At 41.0% G+C, this 20,376-nt stretch carries 31 protein-coding genes; all 31 read left to right on the forward strand.

What is annotated here, in order from left to right; translation table 11 throughout:
* The coding region (locus SMIDD26_RS00965) for a cation transporting ATPase C-terminal domain-containing protein (RefSeq protein ID WP_348538394.1) at positions 1-415 on the forward strand (415 nt) is incomplete at its 5' end.
* 135 nt (positions 416-550) lie between these two features.
* Complete coding sequence (gene spx / locus SMIDD26_RS00975) at positions 551-949, forward strand: transcriptional regulator Spx (protein ID WP_000591165.1); 399 nt, start codon at positions 551-553, stop codon at positions 947-949.
* A gap of 65 nt (positions 950-1,014) precedes the next feature.
* A complete protein-coding gene (locus SMIDD26_RS00980; RefSeq protein WP_061438648.1) occupies positions 1,015-1,584 on the forward strand; it encodes an SP0191 family lipoprotein in 570 nt (189 codons plus the stop codon).
* An 86-nt stretch (positions 1,585-1,670) separates the two neighbouring features.
* Positions 1,671-1,937 (forward strand): IreB family regulatory phosphoprotein, encoded by a 267-nt coding sequence (locus SMIDD26_RS00985; RefSeq protein WP_000507059.1) that lies wholly within the window; start codon positions 1,671-1,673, stop codon positions 1,935-1,937.
* Positions 1,938-1,940: 3 nt separating this feature from the next.
* A complete protein-coding gene (ruvX, locus tag SMIDD26_RS00990) occupies positions 1,941-2,360 on the forward strand; it encodes a Holliday junction resolvase RuvX (RefSeq protein WP_004239076.1) in 420 nt (139 codons plus the stop codon).
* 15 nt (positions 2,361-2,375) lie between these two features.
* Positions 2,376-2,681: a DUF1292 domain-containing protein gene (locus SMIDD26_RS00995; protein WP_000017620.1), complete on the forward strand. Its 306-nt coding sequence runs from the start codon at positions 2,376-2,378 to the stop codon at positions 2,679-2,681.
* 457 nt (positions 2,682-3,138) lie between these two features.
* Positions 3,139-4,389: a folylpolyglutamate synthase/dihydrofolate synthase family protein gene (locus tag SMIDD26_RS01000; protein ID WP_061438649.1), complete on the forward strand. Its 1,251-nt coding sequence runs from the start codon at positions 3,139-3,141 to the stop codon at positions 4,387-4,389.
* Positions 4,386-4,823 carry an SP_0198 family lipoprotein gene (locus SMIDD26_RS01005; protein ID WP_061438650.1) on the forward strand — a complete coding sequence of 146 codons (438 nt, stop codon included), beginning with the start codon at positions 4,386-4,388 and terminating at the stop codon, positions 4,821-4,823. The genes SMIDD26_RS01000 and SMIDD26_RS01005 overlap by 4 nt, the downstream gene beginning before the upstream one ends.
* A gap of 145 nt (positions 4,824-4,968) precedes the next feature.
* Positions 4,969-6,501 (forward strand): cardiolipin synthase, encoded by a 1,533-nt coding sequence (gene cls / locus SMIDD26_RS01010; RefSeq protein WP_000877326.1) that lies wholly within the window; start codon positions 4,969-4,971, stop codon positions 6,499-6,501.
* Positions 6,502-6,755: 254 nt separating this feature from the next.
* Complete coding sequence (locus SMIDD26_RS01020; RefSeq protein WP_061438652.1) at positions 6,756-8,294, forward strand: hypothetical protein; 1,539 nt, start codon at positions 6,756-6,758, stop codon at positions 8,292-8,294.
* 119 nt (positions 8,295-8,413) lie between these two features.
* The gene (gene nrdD, locus SMIDD26_RS01025; protein ID WP_061438653.1) at positions 8,414-10,621 is read left to right on the forward strand and encodes an anaerobic ribonucleoside-triphosphate reductase; all 2,208 of its coding nucleotides are present in this window, start codon (positions 8,414-8,416) and stop codon (positions 10,619-10,621) included.
* A gap of 11 nt (positions 10,622-10,632) precedes the next feature.
* Positions 10,633-10,773: a hypothetical protein gene (locus SMIDD26_RS01030; protein WP_000521618.1), complete on the forward strand. Its 141-nt coding sequence runs from the start codon at positions 10,633-10,635 to the stop codon at positions 10,771-10,773.
* A 43-nt stretch (positions 10,774-10,816) separates the two neighbouring features.
* The gene (locus SMIDD26_RS01035) at positions 10,817-11,323 is read left to right on the forward strand and encodes a GNAT family N-acetyltransferase (RefSeq protein ID WP_061438654.1); all 507 of its coding nucleotides are present in this window, start codon (positions 10,817-10,819) and stop codon (positions 11,321-11,323) included.
* A complete protein-coding gene (nrdG, locus tag SMIDD26_RS01040; RefSeq protein ID WP_061438655.1) occupies positions 11,316-11,906 on the forward strand; it encodes an anaerobic ribonucleoside-triphosphate reductase activating protein in 591 nt (196 codons plus the stop codon). The genes SMIDD26_RS01035 and nrdG overlap by 8 nt, the downstream gene beginning before the upstream one ends.
* On the forward strand, positions 11,903-12,532 hold the full coding sequence (locus SMIDD26_RS01045) for a uridine kinase family protein (RefSeq protein ID WP_061438656.1): 630 nt from the start codon (positions 11,903-11,905) through the stop codon (positions 12,530-12,532). The genes nrdG and SMIDD26_RS01045 overlap by 4 nt, the downstream gene beginning before the upstream one ends.
* Positions 12,533-12,776: 244 nt before the next feature.
* The gene (gene rpsJ / locus SMIDD26_RS01050) at positions 12,777-13,085 is read left to right on the forward strand and encodes a 30S ribosomal protein S10 (RefSeq protein WP_001284513.1); all 309 of its coding nucleotides are present in this window, start codon (positions 12,777-12,779) and stop codon (positions 13,083-13,085) included.
* A 216-nt stretch (positions 13,086-13,301) separates the two neighbouring features.
* Complete coding sequence (rplC, locus tag SMIDD26_RS01055) at positions 13,302-13,928, forward strand: 50S ribosomal protein L3 (protein WP_000160197.1); 627 nt, start codon at positions 13,302-13,304, stop codon at positions 13,926-13,928.
* 24 nt (positions 13,929-13,952) lie between these two features.
* Complete coding sequence (gene rplD, locus SMIDD26_RS01060) at positions 13,953-14,576, forward strand: 50S ribosomal protein L4 (protein WP_000024539.1); 624 nt, start codon at positions 13,953-13,955, stop codon at positions 14,574-14,576.
* Positions 14,576-14,872, forward strand: coding sequence for a 50S ribosomal protein L23 (locus SMIDD26_RS01065; RefSeq protein ID WP_001055347.1), 297 nt, complete (start codon positions 14,576-14,578; stop codon positions 14,870-14,872). Before rplD ends, SMIDD26_RS01065 begins: the two co-directional genes overlap by 1 nt.
* 17 nt (positions 14,873-14,889) lie before the next feature.
* Positions 14,890-15,723: a 50S ribosomal protein L2 gene (gene rplB, locus SMIDD26_RS01070; RefSeq protein WP_000512911.1), complete on the forward strand. Its 834-nt coding sequence runs from the start codon at positions 14,890-14,892 to the stop codon at positions 15,721-15,723.
* A 103-nt stretch (positions 15,724-15,826) separates the two neighbouring features.
* Positions 15,827-16,108 carry a 30S ribosomal protein S19 gene (gene rpsS, locus SMIDD26_RS01075; protein ID WP_000533766.1) on the forward strand — a complete coding sequence of 94 codons (282 nt, stop codon included), beginning with the start codon at positions 15,827-15,829 and terminating at the stop codon, positions 16,106-16,108.
* A gap of 11 nt (positions 16,109-16,119) precedes the next feature.
* On the forward strand, positions 16,120-16,464 hold the full coding sequence (gene rplV, locus SMIDD26_RS01080) for a 50S ribosomal protein L22 (protein ID WP_000818137.1): 345 nt from the start codon (positions 16,120-16,122) through the stop codon (positions 16,462-16,464).
* Between the two features lie 12 nt (positions 16,465-16,476).
* Entirely contained in the window at positions 16,477-17,130 is a 654-nt protein-coding gene (gene rpsC, locus SMIDD26_RS01085) for a 30S ribosomal protein S3 (RefSeq protein ID WP_000529936.1), read from the forward strand.
* 3 nt (positions 17,131-17,133) lie between these two features.
* Positions 17,134-17,547, forward strand: coding sequence for a 50S ribosomal protein L16 (rplP, locus tag SMIDD26_RS01090; protein ID WP_000960946.1), 414 nt, complete (start codon positions 17,134-17,136; stop codon positions 17,545-17,547).
* Between the two features lie 9 nt (positions 17,548-17,556).
* The gene (gene rpmC, locus SMIDD26_RS01095; RefSeq protein WP_000772918.1) at positions 17,557-17,763 is read left to right on the forward strand and encodes a 50S ribosomal protein L29; all 207 of its coding nucleotides are present in this window, start codon (positions 17,557-17,559) and stop codon (positions 17,761-17,763) included.
* 24 nt (positions 17,764-17,787) lie between these two features.
* Positions 17,788-18,048 carry a 30S ribosomal protein S17 gene (gene rpsQ / locus SMIDD26_RS01100; protein WP_000440801.1) on the forward strand — a complete coding sequence of 87 codons (261 nt, stop codon included), beginning with the start codon at positions 17,788-17,790 and terminating at the stop codon, positions 18,046-18,048.
* Positions 18,049-18,073: 25 nt separating this feature from the next.
* On the forward strand, positions 18,074-18,442 hold the full coding sequence (rplN, locus tag SMIDD26_RS01105; protein WP_000616545.1) for a 50S ribosomal protein L14: 369 nt from the start codon (positions 18,074-18,076) through the stop codon (positions 18,440-18,442).
* 78 nt (positions 18,443-18,520) lie between these two features.
* Positions 18,521-18,826 carry a 50S ribosomal protein L24 gene (gene rplX / locus SMIDD26_RS01110; protein ID WP_000497691.1) on the forward strand — a complete coding sequence of 102 codons (306 nt, stop codon included), beginning with the start codon at positions 18,521-18,523 and terminating at the stop codon, positions 18,824-18,826.
* 23 nt (positions 18,827-18,849) lie between these two features.
* Complete coding sequence (rplE, locus tag SMIDD26_RS01115; RefSeq protein WP_000013542.1) at positions 18,850-19,392, forward strand: 50S ribosomal protein L5; 543 nt, start codon at positions 18,850-18,852, stop codon at positions 19,390-19,392.
* A gap of 17 nt (positions 19,393-19,409) precedes the next feature.
* Positions 19,410-19,595, forward strand: a complete 186-nt coding sequence (locus SMIDD26_RS01120; RefSeq protein ID WP_001085697.1) for a type Z 30S ribosomal protein S14 — start codon at positions 19,410-19,412, stop codon at positions 19,593-19,595.
* Positions 19,596-19,879: 284 nt separating this feature from the next.
* Positions 19,880-20,278: a 30S ribosomal protein S8 gene (gene rpsH, locus SMIDD26_RS01125; RefSeq protein WP_000245504.1), complete on the forward strand. Its 399-nt coding sequence runs from the start codon at positions 19,880-19,882 to the stop codon at positions 20,276-20,278.
* Positions 20,279-20,376 lie beyond the last annotated feature (98 nt).

A 20,376-nucleotide genomic window follows, 5' to 3' on the forward strand; every position in this document is an offset into this window, starting at 1 on the left:
TATCTCTTCTGCCTTTGATATTTTGACCTTTATTTTGCTCTATTTTATCATTGTACCCATGACGACAGGTCAAGCCTATGTCCATGGAGCGGAGTCTGCCGTAGGATTTATTGTCTTGTTTCAGACAGGTTGGTTTATCGAGTCTATGTGGTCACAGACCATGGTTATACATATGCTGCGTTCAGCCAAAATTCCCTTTTTACAAAGTCGTCCAGCTTGGCTAGTCCTTGTGACAACCTTATTGGCTGCAGCCTTTGTGACCTTCCTTCCCTACAGTCCACTCGCAATCCTACTTCATCTAACTCCTTTAAAACCGATTTATTTCATCTTTTTACTTTTCATCATTATTTTGTATATGATTAGCGTGACAATTGTGAAAAAAATCTATATCAAGAAATATCAAGAATGGCTGTAAATTTCATTTTGTCAAGAAAAAAGTACGAAAATGACGAAAAAAGTCAAAAAAATTTAAAAATAGGTCGCAAGTCGGATGTTTTTTATGGTATAATAGACTAAACTGATAGTAACATGTAGCGAAAGGGGTAGGTACATGATTAAAATTTATACAGTCTCAAGTTGTACTAGCTGTAAAAAAGCAAAAACCTGGCTCAATGCCCACCAGTTAAGTTATAAAGAACAAAACCTTGGTAAAGAAGGAATTACGAGAGAAGAATTACTGGATATTCTAACCAAAACAGATAACGGAATAGCCAGCATCGTTTCGTCTAAAAATCGCTATGCCAAAGCCCTTGGAGTGGATATTGAAGATTTGAGTGTCAACGAAGTTCTCAATCTGATTATGGAAACACCGAGAATTTTAAAGAGCCCAATCCTTGTAGATGAAAAACGCCTGCAAGTTGGCTACAAGGAAGACGATATTCGTGCCTTCCTACCACGCTCTGTCCGTAATGTAGAAAATGCAGAAGCACGTTTGCGTGCAGCTCTATAAACATCAAGGCTGGGAGCAATTCCCAGTCTTATTCTATTTTAATTTCAAAAAGAAAGAAGAAAGAAATGAAAAAAATAGTTCTTGTTAGTCTAGCTTTCCTTTTTGTTCTGGTTGGTTGCGGACAGAAAAAAGAAACTGGACCAGCTACAAAAACAGAAAAGGAGACGCTTCAGTCGGCATTGCCAGTCATTGAAAATGCTGAGAAGAATACAGTTGTAACCAAGACTTTGCTCTTGCCTAAGTCAGATGATGGTAGCCAGCAAACCCAAACCATTACTTATAAAGACAAGACTTTTTTGAATCTAACCATTCAACAAAAACGTCCAGTCTCTGATGAGTTGAAGACTTATATCGACCAACATGGAGTGGAAGAAACTCAAAAAGCTCTTCTCGAGGCGGAGGAGAAGGATGAGTCTATCATAGAAGCTCGCAAATTAGCAGGATTTAAGCTTGAAACTAAACTATTGAGTGCAACAGAACTTCAAACAACGACTAGTTTTGATTTTCAAGTTTTGGATGTCAAGAAGGCTTCTCAGTTAGAATATTTGAAGAACATTGGTTTAGAAAATCTTTTGAAAAATGAACCAAGCAAATATATTTCAGACAGATTGGCAAATGGCGCGACAGAACAATAGAAAATCCAAATAAATAGACTGCCTGAATTGTAGAACGTAAGGAATTATGCTATAATAGTACTATTCTAAGGAAAGAGGGTGTTAGAATGGGATTTACTGAAGAAACAGTACGTTTTAAATTGGACGATTCCAATAAAAAAGAAATTAGCGAAACTCTGACTGATGTTTATGCTTCGTTGAACGATAAGGGCTACAACCCAATCAACCAAATCGTAGGTTACGTATTGAGTGGAGACCCTGCCTATGTTCCTCGTTATAATAATGCACGAAATCAAATCCGTAAGTATGAGCGTGATGAAATCGTTGAGGAATTGGTCCGCTACTACCTTAAAGGACAAGGAGTCGATCTATAACCTATGAGAATTATGGGATTGGACGTCGGTTCAAAAACGGTAGGAGTGGCTATTAGCGACCCGCTCGGTTTTACAGCTCAAGGGCTTGAAATCATCCAAATCAATGAGGAGCAAGGCCAATTTGGTTTTGACCGCGTTAAGGAGTTGGTTGATACTTATAAGGTTGAACGATTTGTAGTGGGTTTGCCTAAAAACATGAACAATACAAGCGGACCGCGCGTGGAAGCTAGTCAAGCATACGGAGCAAAGCTAGAAGAGCTTTTTGGTTTACCAGTAGACTATCAAGATGAACGCTTGACAACAGTTGCCGCAGAGCGCATGTTGATTGAACAAGCAGATATCAGCCGTAATAAGCGCAAGAAAGTCATTGATAAGTTAGCAGCTCAGCTGATTTTACAAAATTATTTAGATAGAAAATTTTAATACAAAGGAGAGGCTATGTCACACGATCATAACCACGACCACGAAGAACGTGAATTAATTACACTAGTAGATGAGCAAGGAAATGAAACCTTGTTTGAAATCCTTTTGACGATTGATGGAAAAGAAGAATTTGGTAAAAACTATGTTCTTCTAGTACCAGTTAACGCAGAAGAAGATGAAGACGGACAAGTTGAAATCCAAGCTTACTCATTCATCGAAAACGAAGATGGAACAGAAGGTGAATTGCAACCAATCCCAGAAGACTCAGAAGACGAATGGAACATGATTGAAGAAGTCTTCAATAGTTTTATGGAGGAGTGATACAGTCTGGGAGACTGTATCACTCCAACTCCCAAAAATTGGGAAGAGTTGGAACGTCCAGTGGACGTTTTTAGCCTGACGCTAAAAATAAAAACCGTCAGTAAGTTCGGGGGACGTTTTTAGCCTGACGCTAAAAATAAAAACCGTCAGTAAGTCTGGGAGGCTGTATCAGCCCAACTCCCAGAAATTGGGAAGAGTTGGAATGTCCTGTGGATATTTTTACCCCAGTTCCTTTAAATAAGAGAGAGCTGGTAAGTCTGGGAGACTGTATCATCCCAACTCCTAGAAATTGGAAGAGTTGGAACGTCCGGAGGACGTTTTTAGCCCAAGTTAATAATCATAGTAGTTAGTTATTAGCTAACCAGGTAAGAGGTCGGGACGAAAATCCTGGCCTTGTTTTTGTTAGTCATCATGCTTTGGTGTGGTAATTGATTAGACTTTTATCAAGGAGATGTGTATGTTTGAAGTAGAAGAATGGCTTCATAGTCGGATTGGTTTGAATTTTCGATCAGGCTTGGGCCGAATACAGCAAGCGGTGGATTTGTTAGGAAATCCTGAGCAGTCTTACCCTATTATCCATGTAACAGGGACTAATGGGAAAGGATCTACCATTGCTTTTATGAGGGAGTTATTTATGGGGCATGGTAAAAAAGTCGCGACCTTTACCTCTCCTCATATCGTATCTATCAATGACCGAATCTGCATTAATGGGCAACCTATAGCAGACACAGACTTCATCCGTTTGGCCGAGCAGGTCAAGGAGATGGAGAAAACGCTTCTGCAAACCCATGATCAGTTGTCCTTTTTTGAATTGCTGACCTTGATTGCTTTTCTTTATTTTAGAGAGCAAGAGGTGGATTTGCTTCTACTAGAAGTGGGAATTGGTGGCTTACTTGACACAACCAATGTGGTAACTGGAGAGATTGCTGTCATCACCTCCATCGGATTTGATCATCAGGAGACTCTGGGTGACAGTATAGCAGCAATTGCAGAGCAGAAAGCTGGTATTTTCAAGGCTGGTGAGAAGGCAGTGATTGCTAAGTTGCCTTCAGAAGCTAGGCTTGTTTGTCAGAAAAAAGCAGACTCTTTAGCTGTTGACCTTTATCAGGCAGGTCAGGATTTTTTAATGCTGAATGGGGGTTTTTCAAGCTCTTTGGCTAACCTTTCACAGTTGAAAATAGGCTTAGAAGGAGCTTATCAGCAGGAGAATGCGGCCTTGGCGTTGCAAACGTTTCTTCTTTTTATGAGGGAAGGAAAGGATGTTGTTGATGAACAGGCTGTAAGACAGGCTTTGGAGAAGACCCATTGGGCTGGGCGTTTGGAGTGTATTCGCCCACAGATTTATTTGGATGGTGCTCATAACCTCCCTGCCTTGACTCGCTTGGTTGAATTTATCAAAGAAAAAGAGCAGGAAGGTTATCGTCCTCAAATCCTATTTGGAGCCTTGAAACGGAAGGATTATCAAGGGATGTTGGGTTATCTGACTGAAAATTTACCTCAGGTAGAACTCAAGGTGACCGGCTTTGACTATCAAGGGTCCTTGGACGAGACAGATGTGACCGGTTACCATGTAATTCCTTCTTACCGAGAATTTATTAGTAGTTTTGAAGAAAGAGCAGATACGCAGGACTTGTTATTCATTACAGGGTCTCTCTATTTTATCTCAGAAGTACGGGGCTACTTGCTGGAACGTGAGCAGATAAATTGACCACTCTAGCAAGCCTTAGTCTCTTAGTAGCTTGTTCACAAAGAGTTCAACAGGTTCAACAACCAGCAGCTAAACCGCAAACACAACAAACTCAGCAATCACAATCTGCTGCTTCATCTTCCACAGAAAATACAAACCGGGCAACGACAAGTTCTTCACAAAATGCGCCTGAGGCTCAACCAACTAATATTGATGGGACTTATACAGGCCAAGATGACGGAGACCGTATCACTTTAGTGGTCACTGGAACGACTGGTACATGGACTGAGCTCGAATCTGACGGGGATCAGAAAGTCAAACAGGTCACATTTGATGCAGCAAATCAACGTATGATTATTGGCGATGATGTCAAAATTTACACTGTAAACGGTAATCAAATCATCGTAGATGATATGGATAGAGACCCATCGGACCAAATCGTTTTAACTAAATAAGACTATGCAAGTAGAAAGGGCTGGATTTTTCAGCCTTTTTACTTTTACCTAGAAAATAATCATAAATACTTGCCTTCTATCGAATACCTGAGTTATACTAGTATCAATTACTTGTTTTTAGCATTCAAAATATCAAGGAGGGGATATGAAATATAGGAAATTTCAATTATTGATGTCCAAGTATGGCTTTAGTCTTTCGATTATGTTACTTGAACTTTGTCTGGTTTTTGGTCTCTTTCTTTATTTAGGGCGCATGGCCCCCATTTTATGGATTACTGTCCTCATTCTACTGAGTATCATCACAATCATTTCGATAGTCAACCGTAATACGACTCCTGAGAATAAGGTAACCTGGTTATTAGTAGCCTTTGTGCCAGTATTTGGCCCCTTGCTCTATCTGATGTTTGGTGAAAGGCGATTGTCCAAAAAAGAAATCAAACAACTGAAGAAGCTAGGCTCCATGCATTTCCAAGAAGCAAATAGCCAGTTACTAAAAGAGGAATTAAAAGAAAGTGATAAGGCGGCATATGGCGTCATCAAGTCCTTATTGAGTATGGATACCAATGCCGATATCTATGATCAAACTGCCTCTACATTTTTTCCTAACGGAGAAGCTATGTGGAAAAAGATGGTAGAAGATCTCAAAAAGGCTGAGAAATTTATCTTCTTGGAATATTACATTATAGAAGAAGGTTTGATGTGGAATCGTATTCTAGAAATCTTGGAGCAAAAGGTCGCTCAAGGCATTGAAGTTAAACTGCTCTATGATGATATTGGCTGTATGGCTACTTTAACAGGAGATTATGCACATCGACTTCGTCAGCTGGGCATCGAGGCCCATAAATTCAATAAAGTTATTCCTCGTTTGACAGTGGCCTATAATAACAGAGATCATAGAAAAATATTGATTGTTGATGGTCAGATAGCCTATACTGGTGGGGTCAATCTGGCAGATGAGTACATTAACCACGTCGAGAGATTTGGTTATTGGAAGGATAGTGGAATTCGCTTGGACGGACTAGCAGTAAAAGCCCTGACACGCTTATTTTTGACCACTTGGTACATCAATCGAGGAGAGATTAGTGATTTTGATCAATATCATTTAGAAAATCATTCTATTCCAAGTGACGGATTAACCATTCCATACGGAAGTGGACCCAAGCCAATTTTTCGAACGCAGGTAGGGAAAAAGGTTTATCAGAGTTTGATCAATCAAGCAACGGAATCGGTCTATATTACGACACCTTATTTGATCATAGATTATGATTTAACGGAGACAATCAAAAATGCAGCTATGAGAGGGGTCGATGTTCGAATTATCACCCCTTACATACCAGATAAGAAGTTCATTCAGTTAGTCACAAGAGGGGCTTATCCAGACCTTCTTTCTGCTGGGGTTCGAATTTATGAGTATAGCCCAGGTTTTATTCATAGTAAGCAGATGTTGGTAGACGAAGATTTTGCGGTGGTGGGGACAATCAATCTCGACTACCGGAGCTTGGTACACCATTATGAAAATGCAGTCTTACTCTATAAAACTCCTTCTATAATGGAAATAGCCCGAGATTTTCAAAATATATTTGCAGATTCTCAGGAAGTCTATCCTCATTCTATCAAAACGAGCTGGTATCAAAAGCTTGTAAAAGAAATTGCCCAGTTATTCGCCCCTATCTTATAAGAAATCTAGGACTGAGGACACAAACCAGTCCTATTTTTCTTGTCTTTTACGAATAAGAAGATGTAGGAGGAAAGATGCTGACCCAGAAAGAATTGGATTATATCATATCATTTAAACAGACACAGTTACACCGCTTTCGAGAAATTGAAACCTTTGTGAAACTATGCAAAAAATCACTCAAACACCCATCGCAAGCTGACAATCCTAGGACTTTTTGATATACTAAGACAGATAAATTGAATAGGAGAAACGATATGAGTGTGTATGGTAGAGTAGAAGAAGTTCATCAGGAGAATCGTGAACCTCTAGAATACCAAATCGAACAAGAATTGCATCATCGTGAATCAAGTCGTCTTCCTTTGGTGAAAATTTTACTATGGAGTACGCTTGTAACAGGAATAACTCTAGGAGTACCGCTATTACTCGATTTAATGAGTGCACAAGAAGTGCAGGATTTTTATGCAGGTTGGGCGCTTCATCAGACAGGGAAGATTTACAGCGACTATTATGGAAGTCAAGGTTTACTTTATTATTTGCTGACTTACGTGACTCAGGGCGGATTTTTCTTTGCCATCTTTGAGTGGTTAGCCTTGGTAGCAGGAGGATTTTTCCTCTTTCGATCGGCGGACACCTTGACAGAGCAAGGAGACCAAGCTGGACAAATGGTGACTATTTTTTATATGCTAGTTATAGGTCTTGCTTTTGGTGGAGGCTATGCGACTCTTTTAGCGCTTCCTTTCTTATTCGCGGCCTTTAGTTTAGTTGCGGCTTATCTAAGTAATCCAAACCATGATAAGGGATTTGTACGGATTGGGCTGGCTTTGGCGGGCGGATTTTTCTTTGCTCCCTTGGCATCGCTCCTGTTTATTGCTGTAGTGAGTTTAGGCTTGTTGGTCTTTAACCTTGGGCATAGACGTTTTACACATGGATTTTATCAGTTTCTTGCAGTGGCTTTAGGTTTTTCACTTGTCTTTTATCCAACTGCCTATTATAGTGTTGCAACAGGAAGTTTTGGGGATGCCATTAGTGGTATTCGCTATCCCATTGACAGTATTCGCTTTGATTTCACTTCTAAAATTTTAGAGAATATGGCTTTTTATGGCTTGTTGTCCCTTGGTTTGGGATTTGTGGTTTGTATCTTTTTAGGTCTCTTTCAATCCAAACCTTCTAAACTATACGTCATTTCGGTTCCTGCAAGTTTTGTGACAATTTTAGGTTTGATTTTGCTTTTCTTTTCACAAGAGCCTCTGCACGCTTCTTATTTGATGGTCGTCTTCCCTGTTTTCCTACTTTTATTGGTAACCAATATTAAGAGTCAACAGAGGGGGCGTAGTGTTAGAAGAAGACGAAGAGAGACGCCAGTTAGCCTATGGAGTCGTTTCTTCAAAGGAAATCTATATCTGCCAGTTTTAGGGCTTGTCTATCTTTTGACTGTTCCCTTTTTGATAAAGTTTGTCCTTTATCCGGTACCTTATCAAGAACGTAATCGTCTTGCTGATTTAGTGAAAGAGGAGACAAGTACGGAAGATGCTGTCTATGCATGGGATGATACTGCTACTCTTTATCGTAAGAGTGAGCGCTTGTCGCCATCGGCTATTTTGTCCCCGTTGCACTATACAGCAACTGAGGAAAATCGGAATAAGCTACTCAATGACTTGAAAGAAAAACAACCTAAGGTGATTGTGGTGAACGATAAGGTGTCAGTCTGGTCTGAAGTGGAAACAATCTTGAAAGAAAATTACCAACCAGTAAAGACTGATTACTCAGAGTTTAAAGTCTATAAAATCAAATAACCAAATCAATATCTTGTGTATTTTTAAAAATTTTAGGATTTTTAACACAAGATATTGATTTTTCTTTTTAGAGTGGTATAATACTTTTTAGAAAGAACATTTTAGAAAAGAGCATGCATATGATTGCACTAGAAGAAAAAATTACAATTTTGCCAACTCTCTTCGTCGAGAAACGAGATGGGAGACGTGTTGTATTTGATGTGGACAAGATTGACAAGGCTCTCCACAAGGCAGCAGACAAGGTTATGGATGTGACACCCTTGGTCGAAAAACGCCTCAATGCTCTGACCGAGCGAATTGTCACAGAAATTCATAGTCGCTTTCCACAGGGGGTTAAGATTTACGAAATTCAAAATATTGTAGAACATGAACTCCTTGAAGCCAAAGAATATGCGCTGGCTGAGGAGTATATTACTTATCGGACACAAAGGGATTTTGAGCGCTCAAAAGCGACAGATATTAACTTTAGTATCCATAAACTACTCAACAAAGACCAGGCGGTTGTCAATGAAAATGCTAATAAAGACAGTGATGTCTTTAACACTCAGCGTGATTTGACAGCAGGGATTGTTGGGAAATCAATCGGACTGCAAATGCTTCCTAAGCACGTAGCCAATGCCCACCAAAAGGGGGATATCCACTATCACGATTTGGACTACAGTCCCTATACCCCTATGACCAACTGCTGTTTGATTGATTTTAAGGGTATGTTGGAAAATGGTTTTAAGATTGGAAATGCAGAGGTAGAGAGTCCCAAGTCTATCCAGACTGCGACAGCACAGATTTCTCAAATCATTGCCAACGTTGCTTCTAGCCAGTACGGTGGCTGTTCAGCTGACCGTATCGATGAAATTTTGGCGCCTTATGCAGAGAAGAACTATCAAAAACATCTCAAAGATGCAGAAGAGTGGGTATTGCCTGAAAAACGGGAAGATTACGCTTGGAAGAAAACGCAAAAGGACATCTACGATGCCATGCAATCTCTTGAGTATGAAATCAATACTCTCTTCACTTCAAATGGACAAACACCTTTTACTTCGCTAGGTTTTGGTCTGGGAACCAGTCGTTTTGAACGAGAAATTCAAAAAGCTATTTTAAACATTCGCATCAAGGGTCTTGGTTCAGAACACCGTACGGCTATCTTTCCTAAACTTATCTTCACGCTTAAAAGAGGATTCAATTTAGAGGAAGGTTCGCCTAACTACGACATCAAACAGTTGGCCCTCGAGTGTGCAACCAAACGGATGTATCCGGATGTCTTATCCTATGATAAGATTGTTGACTTGACAGGTTCTTTCAAAGTTCCTATGGGCTGCCGTTCGTTCCTTCAAGGATGGAAAGATGAGAATGGTGTAGAAGTCAATTCGGGTCGGATGAATCTAGGCGTTGTGACAGTTAACCTGCCTCGTATTGCTCTTGAGTCTGAGGGCGACATGAATAAGTTCTGGGAAATCTTCAACGAGCGTATGAATATCGCTGAGGATGCTCTGGTTTACCGTGTCGAACGAACCAAGGAAGCGACACCGGCAAATGCTCCTATTCTTTATCAGTACGGTGCTTTTGGCCATCGTCTAGGTAAAGAAGAAAGTGTTGACCAGCTCTTTAAGAATCGTCGGGCAACAGTTTCGCTGGGTTACATCGGCTTGTATGAAGTAGCGACAGTTTTCTTTGGTAACAGCTGGGAAAGTAATCCAGATGCTAAGGAATTCACGCTAGACATCATTCGCGATATGAAACGCCGTGTAGAAGAGTGGTCTGACCAATATGGCTACCATTTCTCTATCTACTCAACACCGTCTGAAAGTTTGACAGACCGTTTCTGTCGACTAGATACAGACAAGTTTGGTTCTATTCCTGATATTACAGATAAGGAATACTACACCAACTCTTTCCACTACGATGTTCGTAAAAATCCAACACCGTTTGAAAAATTAGACTTTGAGAAAGTCTATCCAGAAGCAGGTGCGTCAGGTGGTTTCATCCATTATTGTGAGTATCCAGTCCTCCAGCAAAATCCTAAAGCCTTGGAAGCTGTCTGGGATTATGCTTATGACCGTGTGGGTTATCTTGGAACCAATACTCCAATAGACCGTTGCTACAAGTGTGACTTTGAAGGGGATTTTGAACCAACTGAGAGAGGATTTGCTTGTCCAAACTGTGGCAATAGCGACCCTAAAACAGTAGACGTTGTTAAACGGACTTGTGGCTATTTAGGTAATCCTCAAGCGAGACCCATGGTCAACGGCCGTCACAAGGAAATCGCAGCGCGTGTCAAACATATGAATGGCTCAACGATTAAAATAGCTGGTAACCAAGTAACCAATTAGAAAGAAATGAAATGGGAAAATATCAATTAGACGATAAGGGGCGTGCACAAGTGACCCGTTATCACGAGAAACACTCTAAAGGTGGAGCTGGTAAGAAAGAACGCTTGCTCAACCTCAGAGAACAATTTTTAAATAAGAATAAGAAGAAATAAAAGTGAGAGTCAGCTCTCGCTTTTCTCATAGTGGGAGGTAAGGATGGAATTACACAGACCAAGATTAGCAGATAAAGAAACAGTTTTAGAGATGATGGCAGAGTTTGAAAAGAGCCAATCAGCCCATGATGGCGGATTTTGGGATACAGAGAACTTTGTGTATGAAGAGTGGTTGGAAACAAATATGCAAAAAGAGACAGGAATAAACTTGCCTGAAAATCGTGTTCCTTCTATTCAATTTGTATCATTTGATGATGCAGGTCATGCTCTAGGATTTTTGAATCTGCGATTGAGACTGAATGAGGGTTTACTGAATTATGCTGGCCACATTGGCTACTCCATTCGTCCATCTGAAAGAGGCAAGGGTTATGCAAAAGAGACTCTCCGTCAGGGCTTGCAAGTTGCTAAGGAAAAGAACATCAAGAGAACTCTAGTGACCTGTAGCGTGAAGAATCCTGCTAGCAGAGTAGTTATTCTAGCAAATGGTGGGCTCCTTGAGGATGTTCGCAATGGTGTGGAGCGTTATTGGATAGAGGTAGCGAATGAATAATCCAAAACCACAAGAATGGAAAAGTGAGGAACTCAGTCAAGGGCGTATTATTGATTACAAGGCCTTCAACTTTGTGGATGGAGAGGGTGTGCGTAACTCTCTCTATGTATCAGGCTGCATGTTTCACTGCGAGGGGTGTTATAATGTAGCGACTTGGTCTTTTAATGCTGGCATTCCCTATACAGCAGAGCTAGAAGAACAGATCATGGCAGACCTTGCCCAGCCCTATGTTCAAGGCTTGACTTTGTTGGGAGGAGAACCTTTTCTCAATACGGGGATTCTCCTGCCTCTCGTTAAACGCATTCGAAAGGAACTACCAGAAAAAGACATCTGGTCCTGGACGGGCTACACTTGGGAAGAAATGATGCTGGAGACTCCAGACAAATTGGAACTCTTATCACTGATTGACATCCTTGTAGATGGACGGTATGACCGAACTAAGAGAAATCTCATGCTCCAGTTTCGAGGATCGTCCAACCAACGAATTATCGATGTGCAAAAATCGCTCCAAAGTGAGCAAGTAGTGATTTGGGACAAGCTTAATGACGGAAAAGAAAGCTATGAACAGGTGAAGAGAGAATGAAGAAAAAAGACTTAGTAGACCAACTAGTCTCAGAGATCGAGACGGGGAAAGTCAGGACACTGGGAATATACGGTCATGGGGCTTCAGGTAAATCAACCTTTGCACAGGAATTGTACCAAACCTTAGATTATACTACGGTAAATTTGCTAGAAACAGATCCTTATATCACCTCAGGACGCCATCTGGTAGTGCCAAAGGAGACTCCAGACCAAAAAGTGACCGCTTGTTTACCTGTGGCTCATGAACTGGTAAGTTTAGAAAGAGACATTCTCGCTTTAAAGGCTGGCATGGATATCTTAACAATTGAAGAACCTTGGAAGGCTAGTGAGGTCTTATCTGGAGCCAAACTAATTCTGATTGTCGAAGGGATGTCTGTAGGATTTTTACCAAAGGAACTCTTTGACAAAACCATCTGTTTCTACACGGATGAGGACACCGAATTAAAGAGGCGCCTAGCTAGAGATACGACTGTGAGAAATCGCGATGCCTCCTTTATATTGGCTAGCCATCAGATGAGACGGGAGCAGTATCTGCGATACTATAAAGAAACTGAGTCAAGGGCGGACATTCTAGTGGACCAATCAGAAGGTAAATTTGAGGTCAAGAGGAGTCAGCTTATTATATAGAAGAAAATCCCTAATTTTAGAAAGAAAAAGTAGGAAAACAGTTTCATCGTAAAAAAACGAAAAAACAGCAACAAATCCCTTGCAATCGCAGGGGCTTTGTGTTATTCTATTATGGTGCTGTAAATTACAGCCTTAGCTTTGATGCAAGAGGTTGCGACACGCTCGGTTGCATTGCCACGCAACACCGCGTCGGTTTTCTTGTGGAGCTAGCCTATTATCTTAAATAGACGAAAAGGAGAAAAAGATGGCAAACAAAAAAATCCGTATCCGTTTGAAAGCTTACGAACACCGTACGCTTGACACAGCGGCTGCAAAAATCGTAGAATCAGCTACTCGTACAGGTGCACAAGTTGCGGGTCCAATCCCACTTCCAACTGAACGTAGCCTCTACACAATCATTCGTGCGACTCACAAATACAAAGACTCACGCGAACAATTTGAAATGCGTACACACAAACGTTTGATCGATATCGTTAACCCAACTCAAAAAACAGTTGATGCTTTGATGAAATTGGATCTTCCAAGTGGTGTAAACGTAGAAATCAAACTTTAATCTAAAATATAAAAGAGCAGAGGCTGGTGTTTCAATCTAATTGAACACGGGCTAAACTCGGTGTGAAAAAGATAAACTTCCTAGTGTCTGCTAGACACTGCGTCAGTTTCCTATTTTCACTTTGAGTTTGACGCCCTTTGTATCTTAGACTTGAGCATAAAAAACGCTCGTTAAAAACTTTTTGAATAAAAAATATAGAAAAGGAACTATTTTCTCATGACAAAAGGAATCTTAGGGAAAAAAGTGGGAATGACTCAAATCTTCACTGAAGCTGGCGAATTGATCCCTGTAACAGTTATTGAAGCAACTCCAAACGTTGTCCTTCAAGTTAAAACTGTTGAAACAGACGGATACAACGCTATCCAAGTTGGTTTCGATGACAAACGCGAAGTATTGAGCAACAAACCTGCTAAAGGACATGTAGCGAAAGCTAACACGGCTCCTAAGCGCTTCATTCGTGAATTCAAAAACGTTGAAGGCTTGGAAGTTGGCGCTGAAATCACAGTTGAAACATTCGCAGCTGGAGACGTTGTTGACGTAACTGGTACTTCTAAAGGTAAAGGTTTCCAAGGTGTTATCAAACGCCACGGACAATCACGTGGACCAATGGCTCACGGTTCTCGTTACCACCGTCGTCCAGGTTCTATGGGACCTGTTGCACCTAACCGCGTATTCAAAGGTAAAAACCTTGCAGGACGTATGGGTGGCGACCGCGTAACAATTCAAAACCTTGAAGTTGTACAAGTTGTTCCAGAAAAGAACGTTATCCTTATCAAAGGTAACGTACCAGGTGCTAAGAAATCTCTTATCACTATCAAATCAGCAGTTAAAGCTGGTAAATAATAAAGAAAGGGGAAATCAGTCACAATGGCAAACGTAACATTATTTGACCAAACTGGTAAAGAAGCTGGCCAAGTTGTTCTTAACGATGCAGTATTTGGTATCGAACCAAATGAATCAGTTGTGTTTGATGTGATCATCAGCCAACGCGCAAGCCTTCGCCAAGGAACACACGCTGTTAAAAACCGCTCTGCAGTATCAGGTGGTGGACGCAAACCATGGCGTCAAAAAGGAACTGGACGTGCTCGTCAAGGTTCTATCCGCTCACCACAATGGCGTGGTGGTGGTGTTGTCTTCGGACCAACTCCACGTTCATACGGCTACAAACTTCCACAAAAAGTTCGTCGCCTAGCTCTTAAATCAGTTTACTCTGAAAAAGTTGCTGAAAACAAATTTGTAGCCGTTGATTCTCTTGAATTTACAGCTCCAAAAACTGCTGAATTTGCAAAAGTTCTTGCAGCATTGAGCATCGATTCTAAAGTTCTTGTTATCCTTGAAGAAGGAAATGAATTCGCAGCTCTTTCAGCTCGTAACCTTCCAAACGTGAAAGTTGCAACTGCTACAACTGCAAGTGTTCTTGACATCGCAAATAGCGACAAACTTCTTGTCACACAAGCAGCTATCTCTAAAATCGAGGAGGTTCTTGCATAATGAATTTGTATGATGTTATCAAAAAACCTGTCATCACTGAAAGCTCAATGGCTCAACTTGAAGCAGGCAAATATGTATTTGAAGTTGACACTCGTGCACACAAACTTTTGATTAAGCAAGCTGTTGAAGCTGCTTTCGAAGGTGTTAAAGTTGCCAACGTTAACACAATCAACGTAAAACCAAAAGCTAAACGTGTTGGACGTTACACTGGTTTTACTAACAAAACTAAAAAAGCTATCATCACACTTACAGCTGATTCTAAAGCAATCGAGTTGTTTGCTGCTGAAGCTGAATAATCTAAGGAGGAAATATCGTGGGAATTCGTGTTTATAAACCAACAACAAACGGTCGCCGTAATATGACTTCTTTGGATTTCGCTGAAATCACAACAAGCACTCCTGAAAAATCATTGCTTGTTGCATTGAAGAGCAAGGCTGGTCGTAACAACAACGGTCGTATCACAGTTCGTCACCAAGGTGGTGGACACAAACGTTTCTACCGTTTGGTTGACTTCAAACGTAATAAAGACAACGTTGAAGCAGTTGTTAAAACAATCGAGTACGATCCAAACCGTTCTGCAAACATCGCTCTTGTACACTACACTGACGGTGTGAAAGCATACATCATCGCTCCAAAAGGTCTTGAAGTAGGTCAACGTATCGTTTCAGGTCCAGAAGCAGATATCAAAGTCGGAAACGCTCTTCCACTTGCTAACATCCCAGTTGGTACTTTGATCCACAATATCGAGTTGAAACCAGGTCGTGGTGGTGAATTGGTACGTGCTGCTGGTGCATCTGCTCAAGTATTGGGTTCTGAAGGCAAATACGTTCTTGTTCGTCTTCAATCAGGTGAAGTTCGTATGATTCTTGGAACTTGCCGTGCTACAGTTGGTGTTGTCGGAAACGAACAACATGGACTTGTAAACCTTGGTAAAGCAGGACGTAGCCGTTGGAAAGGTATTCGTCCAACAGTTCGTGGTTCTGTAATGAACCCTAACGATCACCCACACGGTGGTGGTGAAGGTAAAGCACCAGTTGGTCGTAAAGCACCATCTACCCCATGGGGCAAACCTGCTCTTGGTCTTAAAACTCGTAACAAGAAAGCGAAATCTGACAAACTTATCGTTCGTCGTCGCAACGAGAAATAATATTAAACTAGTCGCTTAAGCAACTAGTAAATCCGCCAGCTCGGTAGCGCTCCATGTGAGCGCAAGCCGCTGTGGTACAACATTTAAAGGAGAAAATATAAAAATGGGACGCAGTCTTAAAAAAGGACCTTTCGTCGATGAGCATTTGATGAAAAAAGTTGAAGCTCAAGCTAACGACGAAAAGAAAAAAGTTATTAAAACTTGGTCACGTCGTTCAACGATCTTCCCAAGTTTCATTGGTTACACTATTGCAGTTTATGACGGTCGTAAACACGTACCTGTTTACATCCAAGAAGACATGGTAGGTCACAAACTTGGTGAATTTGCACCAACTCGTACTTACAAAGGTCACGCTGCAGACGACAAGAAAACACGTAGAAAATAAGGAGAACATAAATGGCAGAAATTACTTCAGCTAAAGCAATGGCTCGTACAGTACGTGTTTCACCTCGTAAATCACGTCTTGTTCTTGATAACATCCGTGGTAAAAGCGTAGCCGATGCAATCGCAATCTTGACATTCACTCCAAACAAAGCTGCTGAAATCATCTTGAAAGTTTTGAACTCAGCTGTAGCTAACGCTGAAAACAACTTTGGTTTGGATAAAGCTAACTTGGTAGTATCTGAAGCATTCGCAAACGAAGGACCAACTATGAAACGTTTCCGTCCACGTGCGAAAGGTTCAGCTTCACCAATCAACAAACGTACAGCTCACATCACTGTAGCTGTTGCAGAAAAATAAGGAGGTAAAATCGTGGGTCAAAAAGTACATCCAATTGGTATGCGTGTCGGCATCATCCGTGATTGGGATGCCAAATGGTATGCTGAAAAAGAATACGCGGATTACCTTCATGAAGATCTTGCAATCCGTAAATTCGTTCAAAAAGAACTTGCTGACGCAGCAGTTTCAACTATCGAAATCGAACGCGCAGTAAACAAAGTTAACGTTTCACTTCACACTGCTAAACCAGGTATGGTTATCGGTAAAGGTGGTGCTAACGTTGATGCACTCCGTGCAAAACTTAACAAATTGACTGGAAAACAAGTACACATCAATATCATCGAAATCAAACAACCTGATTTGGATGCTCACCTTGTAGGTGAAGGTATTGCTCGTCAATTGGAGCAACGTGTTGCTTTCCGTCGTGCACAAAAACAAGCAATCCAACGTGCAATGCGTGCTGGAGCTAAAGGAATCAAAACTCAAGTATCAGGTCGTTTGAACGGTGCAGATATCGCCCGTGCTGAAGGATACTCTGAAGGAACTGTTCCACTTCACACACTTCGTGCAGATATCGATTACGCTTGGGAAGAAGCAGATACTACATACGGTAAACTTGGTGTTAAAGTATGGATCTACCGTGGTGAAGTTCTTCCAGCTCGCAAAAACACTAAAGGAGGTAAATAACCAATGTTAGTACCTAAACGTGTTAAACACCGTCGTGAATTCCGTGGAAAAATGCGCGGTGAAGCAAAAGGTGGAAAAGAAGTAGCATTCGGTGAATACGGTCTTCAAGCTACAACTAGCCACTGGATCACTAACCGCCAAATCGAAGCTGCTCGTATCGCCATGACTCGTTACATGAAACGTGGTGGTAAAGTTTGGATTAAAATCTTCCCACACAAATCATACACTGCTAAAGCTATCGGTGTGCGTATGGGATCTGGTAAAGGGGCACCTGAAGGTTGGGTAGCACCAGTTAAACGTGGTAAAGTGATGTTCGAGATTGCTGGTGTATCTGAAGAGATTGCACGCGAAGCGCTTCGTCTTGCTAGCCACAAATTGCCAGTTAAATGTAAATTCGTAAAACGTGAAGCAGAATAAGGAGAAGGCATGAAACTTAATGAAGTAAAAGAATTTGTTAAAGAACTTCGTGGTCTTTCTCAAGAAGAACTCGCGAAGCGCGAAAACGAATTGAAAAAAGAATTGTTTGAACTTCGTTTCCAAGCTGCTACTGGTCAATTGGAACAAACAGCTCGCTTGAAAGAAGTTAAAAAACAAATCGCTCGTATCAAAACAGTTCAATCTGAAGCGAAATAATAGACTAGGGAAGGAGAAATTTCAATGGAACGCAATAATCGTAAAGTTCTTGTTGGACGTGTTGTATCTGACAAAATGGACAAGACAATCACAGTTGTAGTTGAAACAAAACGTAACCACCCAGTCTATGGTAAACGTATTAACTACTCTAAAAAATACAAAGCTCATGATGAAAACAATGTTGCCAAAGAAGGCGATATCGTACGTATCATGGAAACTCGTCCGCTTTCAGCTACAAAACGTTTCCGTCTTGTAGAAGTTGTTGAAGAAGCGGTCATCATCTAATCAAACCTGAAAGGAGAAAACTGAAATGATTCAAACAGAAACTCGTTTGAAAGTCGCAGACAACAGCGGTGCTCGCGAAATCTTGACTATCAAAGTTCTTGGTGGTTCAGGACGTAAATTTGCAAACATCGGTGATGTTATCGTGGCATCTGTAAAACAAGCTACTCCTGGTGGTGCGGTTAAAAAAGGTGACGTTGTTAAAGCAGTTATCGTTCGTACTAAATCAGGTGCTCGTCGTGCTGATGGTTCATACATCAAATTTGACGAAAACGCAGCAGTTATCATCCGTGAAGACAAAACTCCTCGCGGAACACGTATCTTTGGCCCAGTTGCACGTGAATTGCGTGAAGGTGGCTTCATGAAGATCGTGTCACTTGCTCCAGAAGTACTTTAATTTTTAGAAACAAACTAGTCCCCTGGATTTACCTCCAGGGTGCCCTTATGGGCGTAAGAAAAATCAAGGAGAAACCTAATGTTTGTAAAAAAAGGCGACAAAGTTCGCGTAATCGCTGGTAAAGATAAGGGAACAGAAGCTGTTGTCCTTACTGCCCTTCCAAAAGTAAACAAAGTTATCGTTGAAGGTGTTAACATCGTTAAGAAACACCAACGTCCAACTAACGAGCTTCCTCAAGGTGGTATCATCGAGAAAGAAGCAGCTATCCACGTATCAAACGTTCAAGTTTTGGACAAAAATGGTGTAGCTGGTCGTGTTGGTTACAAATTTGTAGACGGTAAAAAAGTTCGCTACAACAAAAAATCAGGCGAAGTGCTTGATTAATCACGAAGGAAAGGAGAAGTATAATGGCAAATCGTTTAAAAGAAAAATATCTTAATGAAGTAGTTCCTGCTTTGACAGAACAATTTAACTACTCATCAGTGATGGCTGTGCCTAAAGTAGATAAGATCGTTTTGAACATGGGTGTTGGTGAAGCTGTATCAAACGCTAAAAGCCTTGAAAAAGCTGCTGAAGAATTGGCACTTATCTCAGGTCAAAAACCACTTATCACTAAAGCTAAAAAATCAATCGCCGGCTTCCGTCTTCGTGAAGGTGTTGCGATCGGTGCAAAAGTTACCCTTCGTGGTGAACGTATGTACGAATTCTTGGATAAATTGGTTTCAGTTTCACTTCCACGTGTACGTGACTTCCACGGTGTTCCTACAAAATCATTTGATGGACGCGGAAACTACACACTTGGTGTGAAAGAACAATTGATCTTCCCAGAAATCAACTTCGATGACGTTGACAAAACTCGTGGTCTTGACATCGTTATCGTAACAACTGCTAACACTGACGAAGAGTCACGTGCATTGCTTACAGGCCTTGGAATGCCTTTTGCAAAATAATATAGGAGGTAAATCTAATGGCTAAAAAATCAATGATTGCTAAGAACAAACGTCCAGCGAAGTTCTCTACTCAAGCTTATACTCGTTGTGAAAAATGTGGCCGTCCACATTCAGTTTACCGCAAATTTAAACTTTGCCGTGTTTGCTTCCGTGAATTAGCTTACAAAGGACAAATCCCTGGTGTAACAAAAGCATCTTGGTAATTTAAGATATCAAGGGCGTCAAAACTCTAAGTGAAAATAGGAAACTTGACGAAGAAACTGAAGTTTCTAGGAAAGTTTATCTTTTTCACACAGAGTTTAGCCCGGGTTCAGTTGGGCTTGCCAATTTGAACACGAGCTACAGCTTTGGCAAAAAAGACCAATTTGCTTTGGAGCATCGCTCCTGCATCAAATTGCCTATTTTCGCTCTTGCTGTTACGCTCTTTGTATCATGTATTAACTAGCAAGTGCAACTTGCAAACTACTAGTAAGAGGAGAAAAACAAAATGGTTATGACTGACCCAATCGCAGACTTCCTAACTCGTATTCGTAACGCTAACCAAGCTAAACACGAAGTACTTGAAGTACCTGCATCAAACATCAAAAAAGGGATTGCTGAAATCCTTAAACGCGAAGGTTTTGTAAAAAACGTTGAAATCATCGAAGATGACAAACAAGGCATCATCCGTGTATTCCTTAAATACGGACCAAACGGTGAAAAAGTTATCACTAACTTGAAACGTGTTTCTAAACCAGGACTTCGTGTCTACAAAAAACGTGAAGACCTTCCAAAAGTTCTTAACGGACTTGGAATTGCTATCCTTTCAACTTCTGAAGGTTTGCTTACTGATAAAGAAGCACGCCAAAAGAATGTTGGTGGTGAGGTTATCGCTTACGTTTGGTAATATTTAGCTCCCAATTTCTTTGTGACTCTTCGTTATCGTCTCTTGCCTAACCTAAAGTTATGCCTGCGAGACGATGCCTAGATTCACTTTGAAATTGA

The sequence above is a fragment of the Streptococcus mitis genome (genome assembly GCF_001579035.1).
Lineage (GTDB): Bacteria > Bacillota > Bacilli > Lactobacillales > Streptococcaceae > Streptococcus > Streptococcus mitis_J.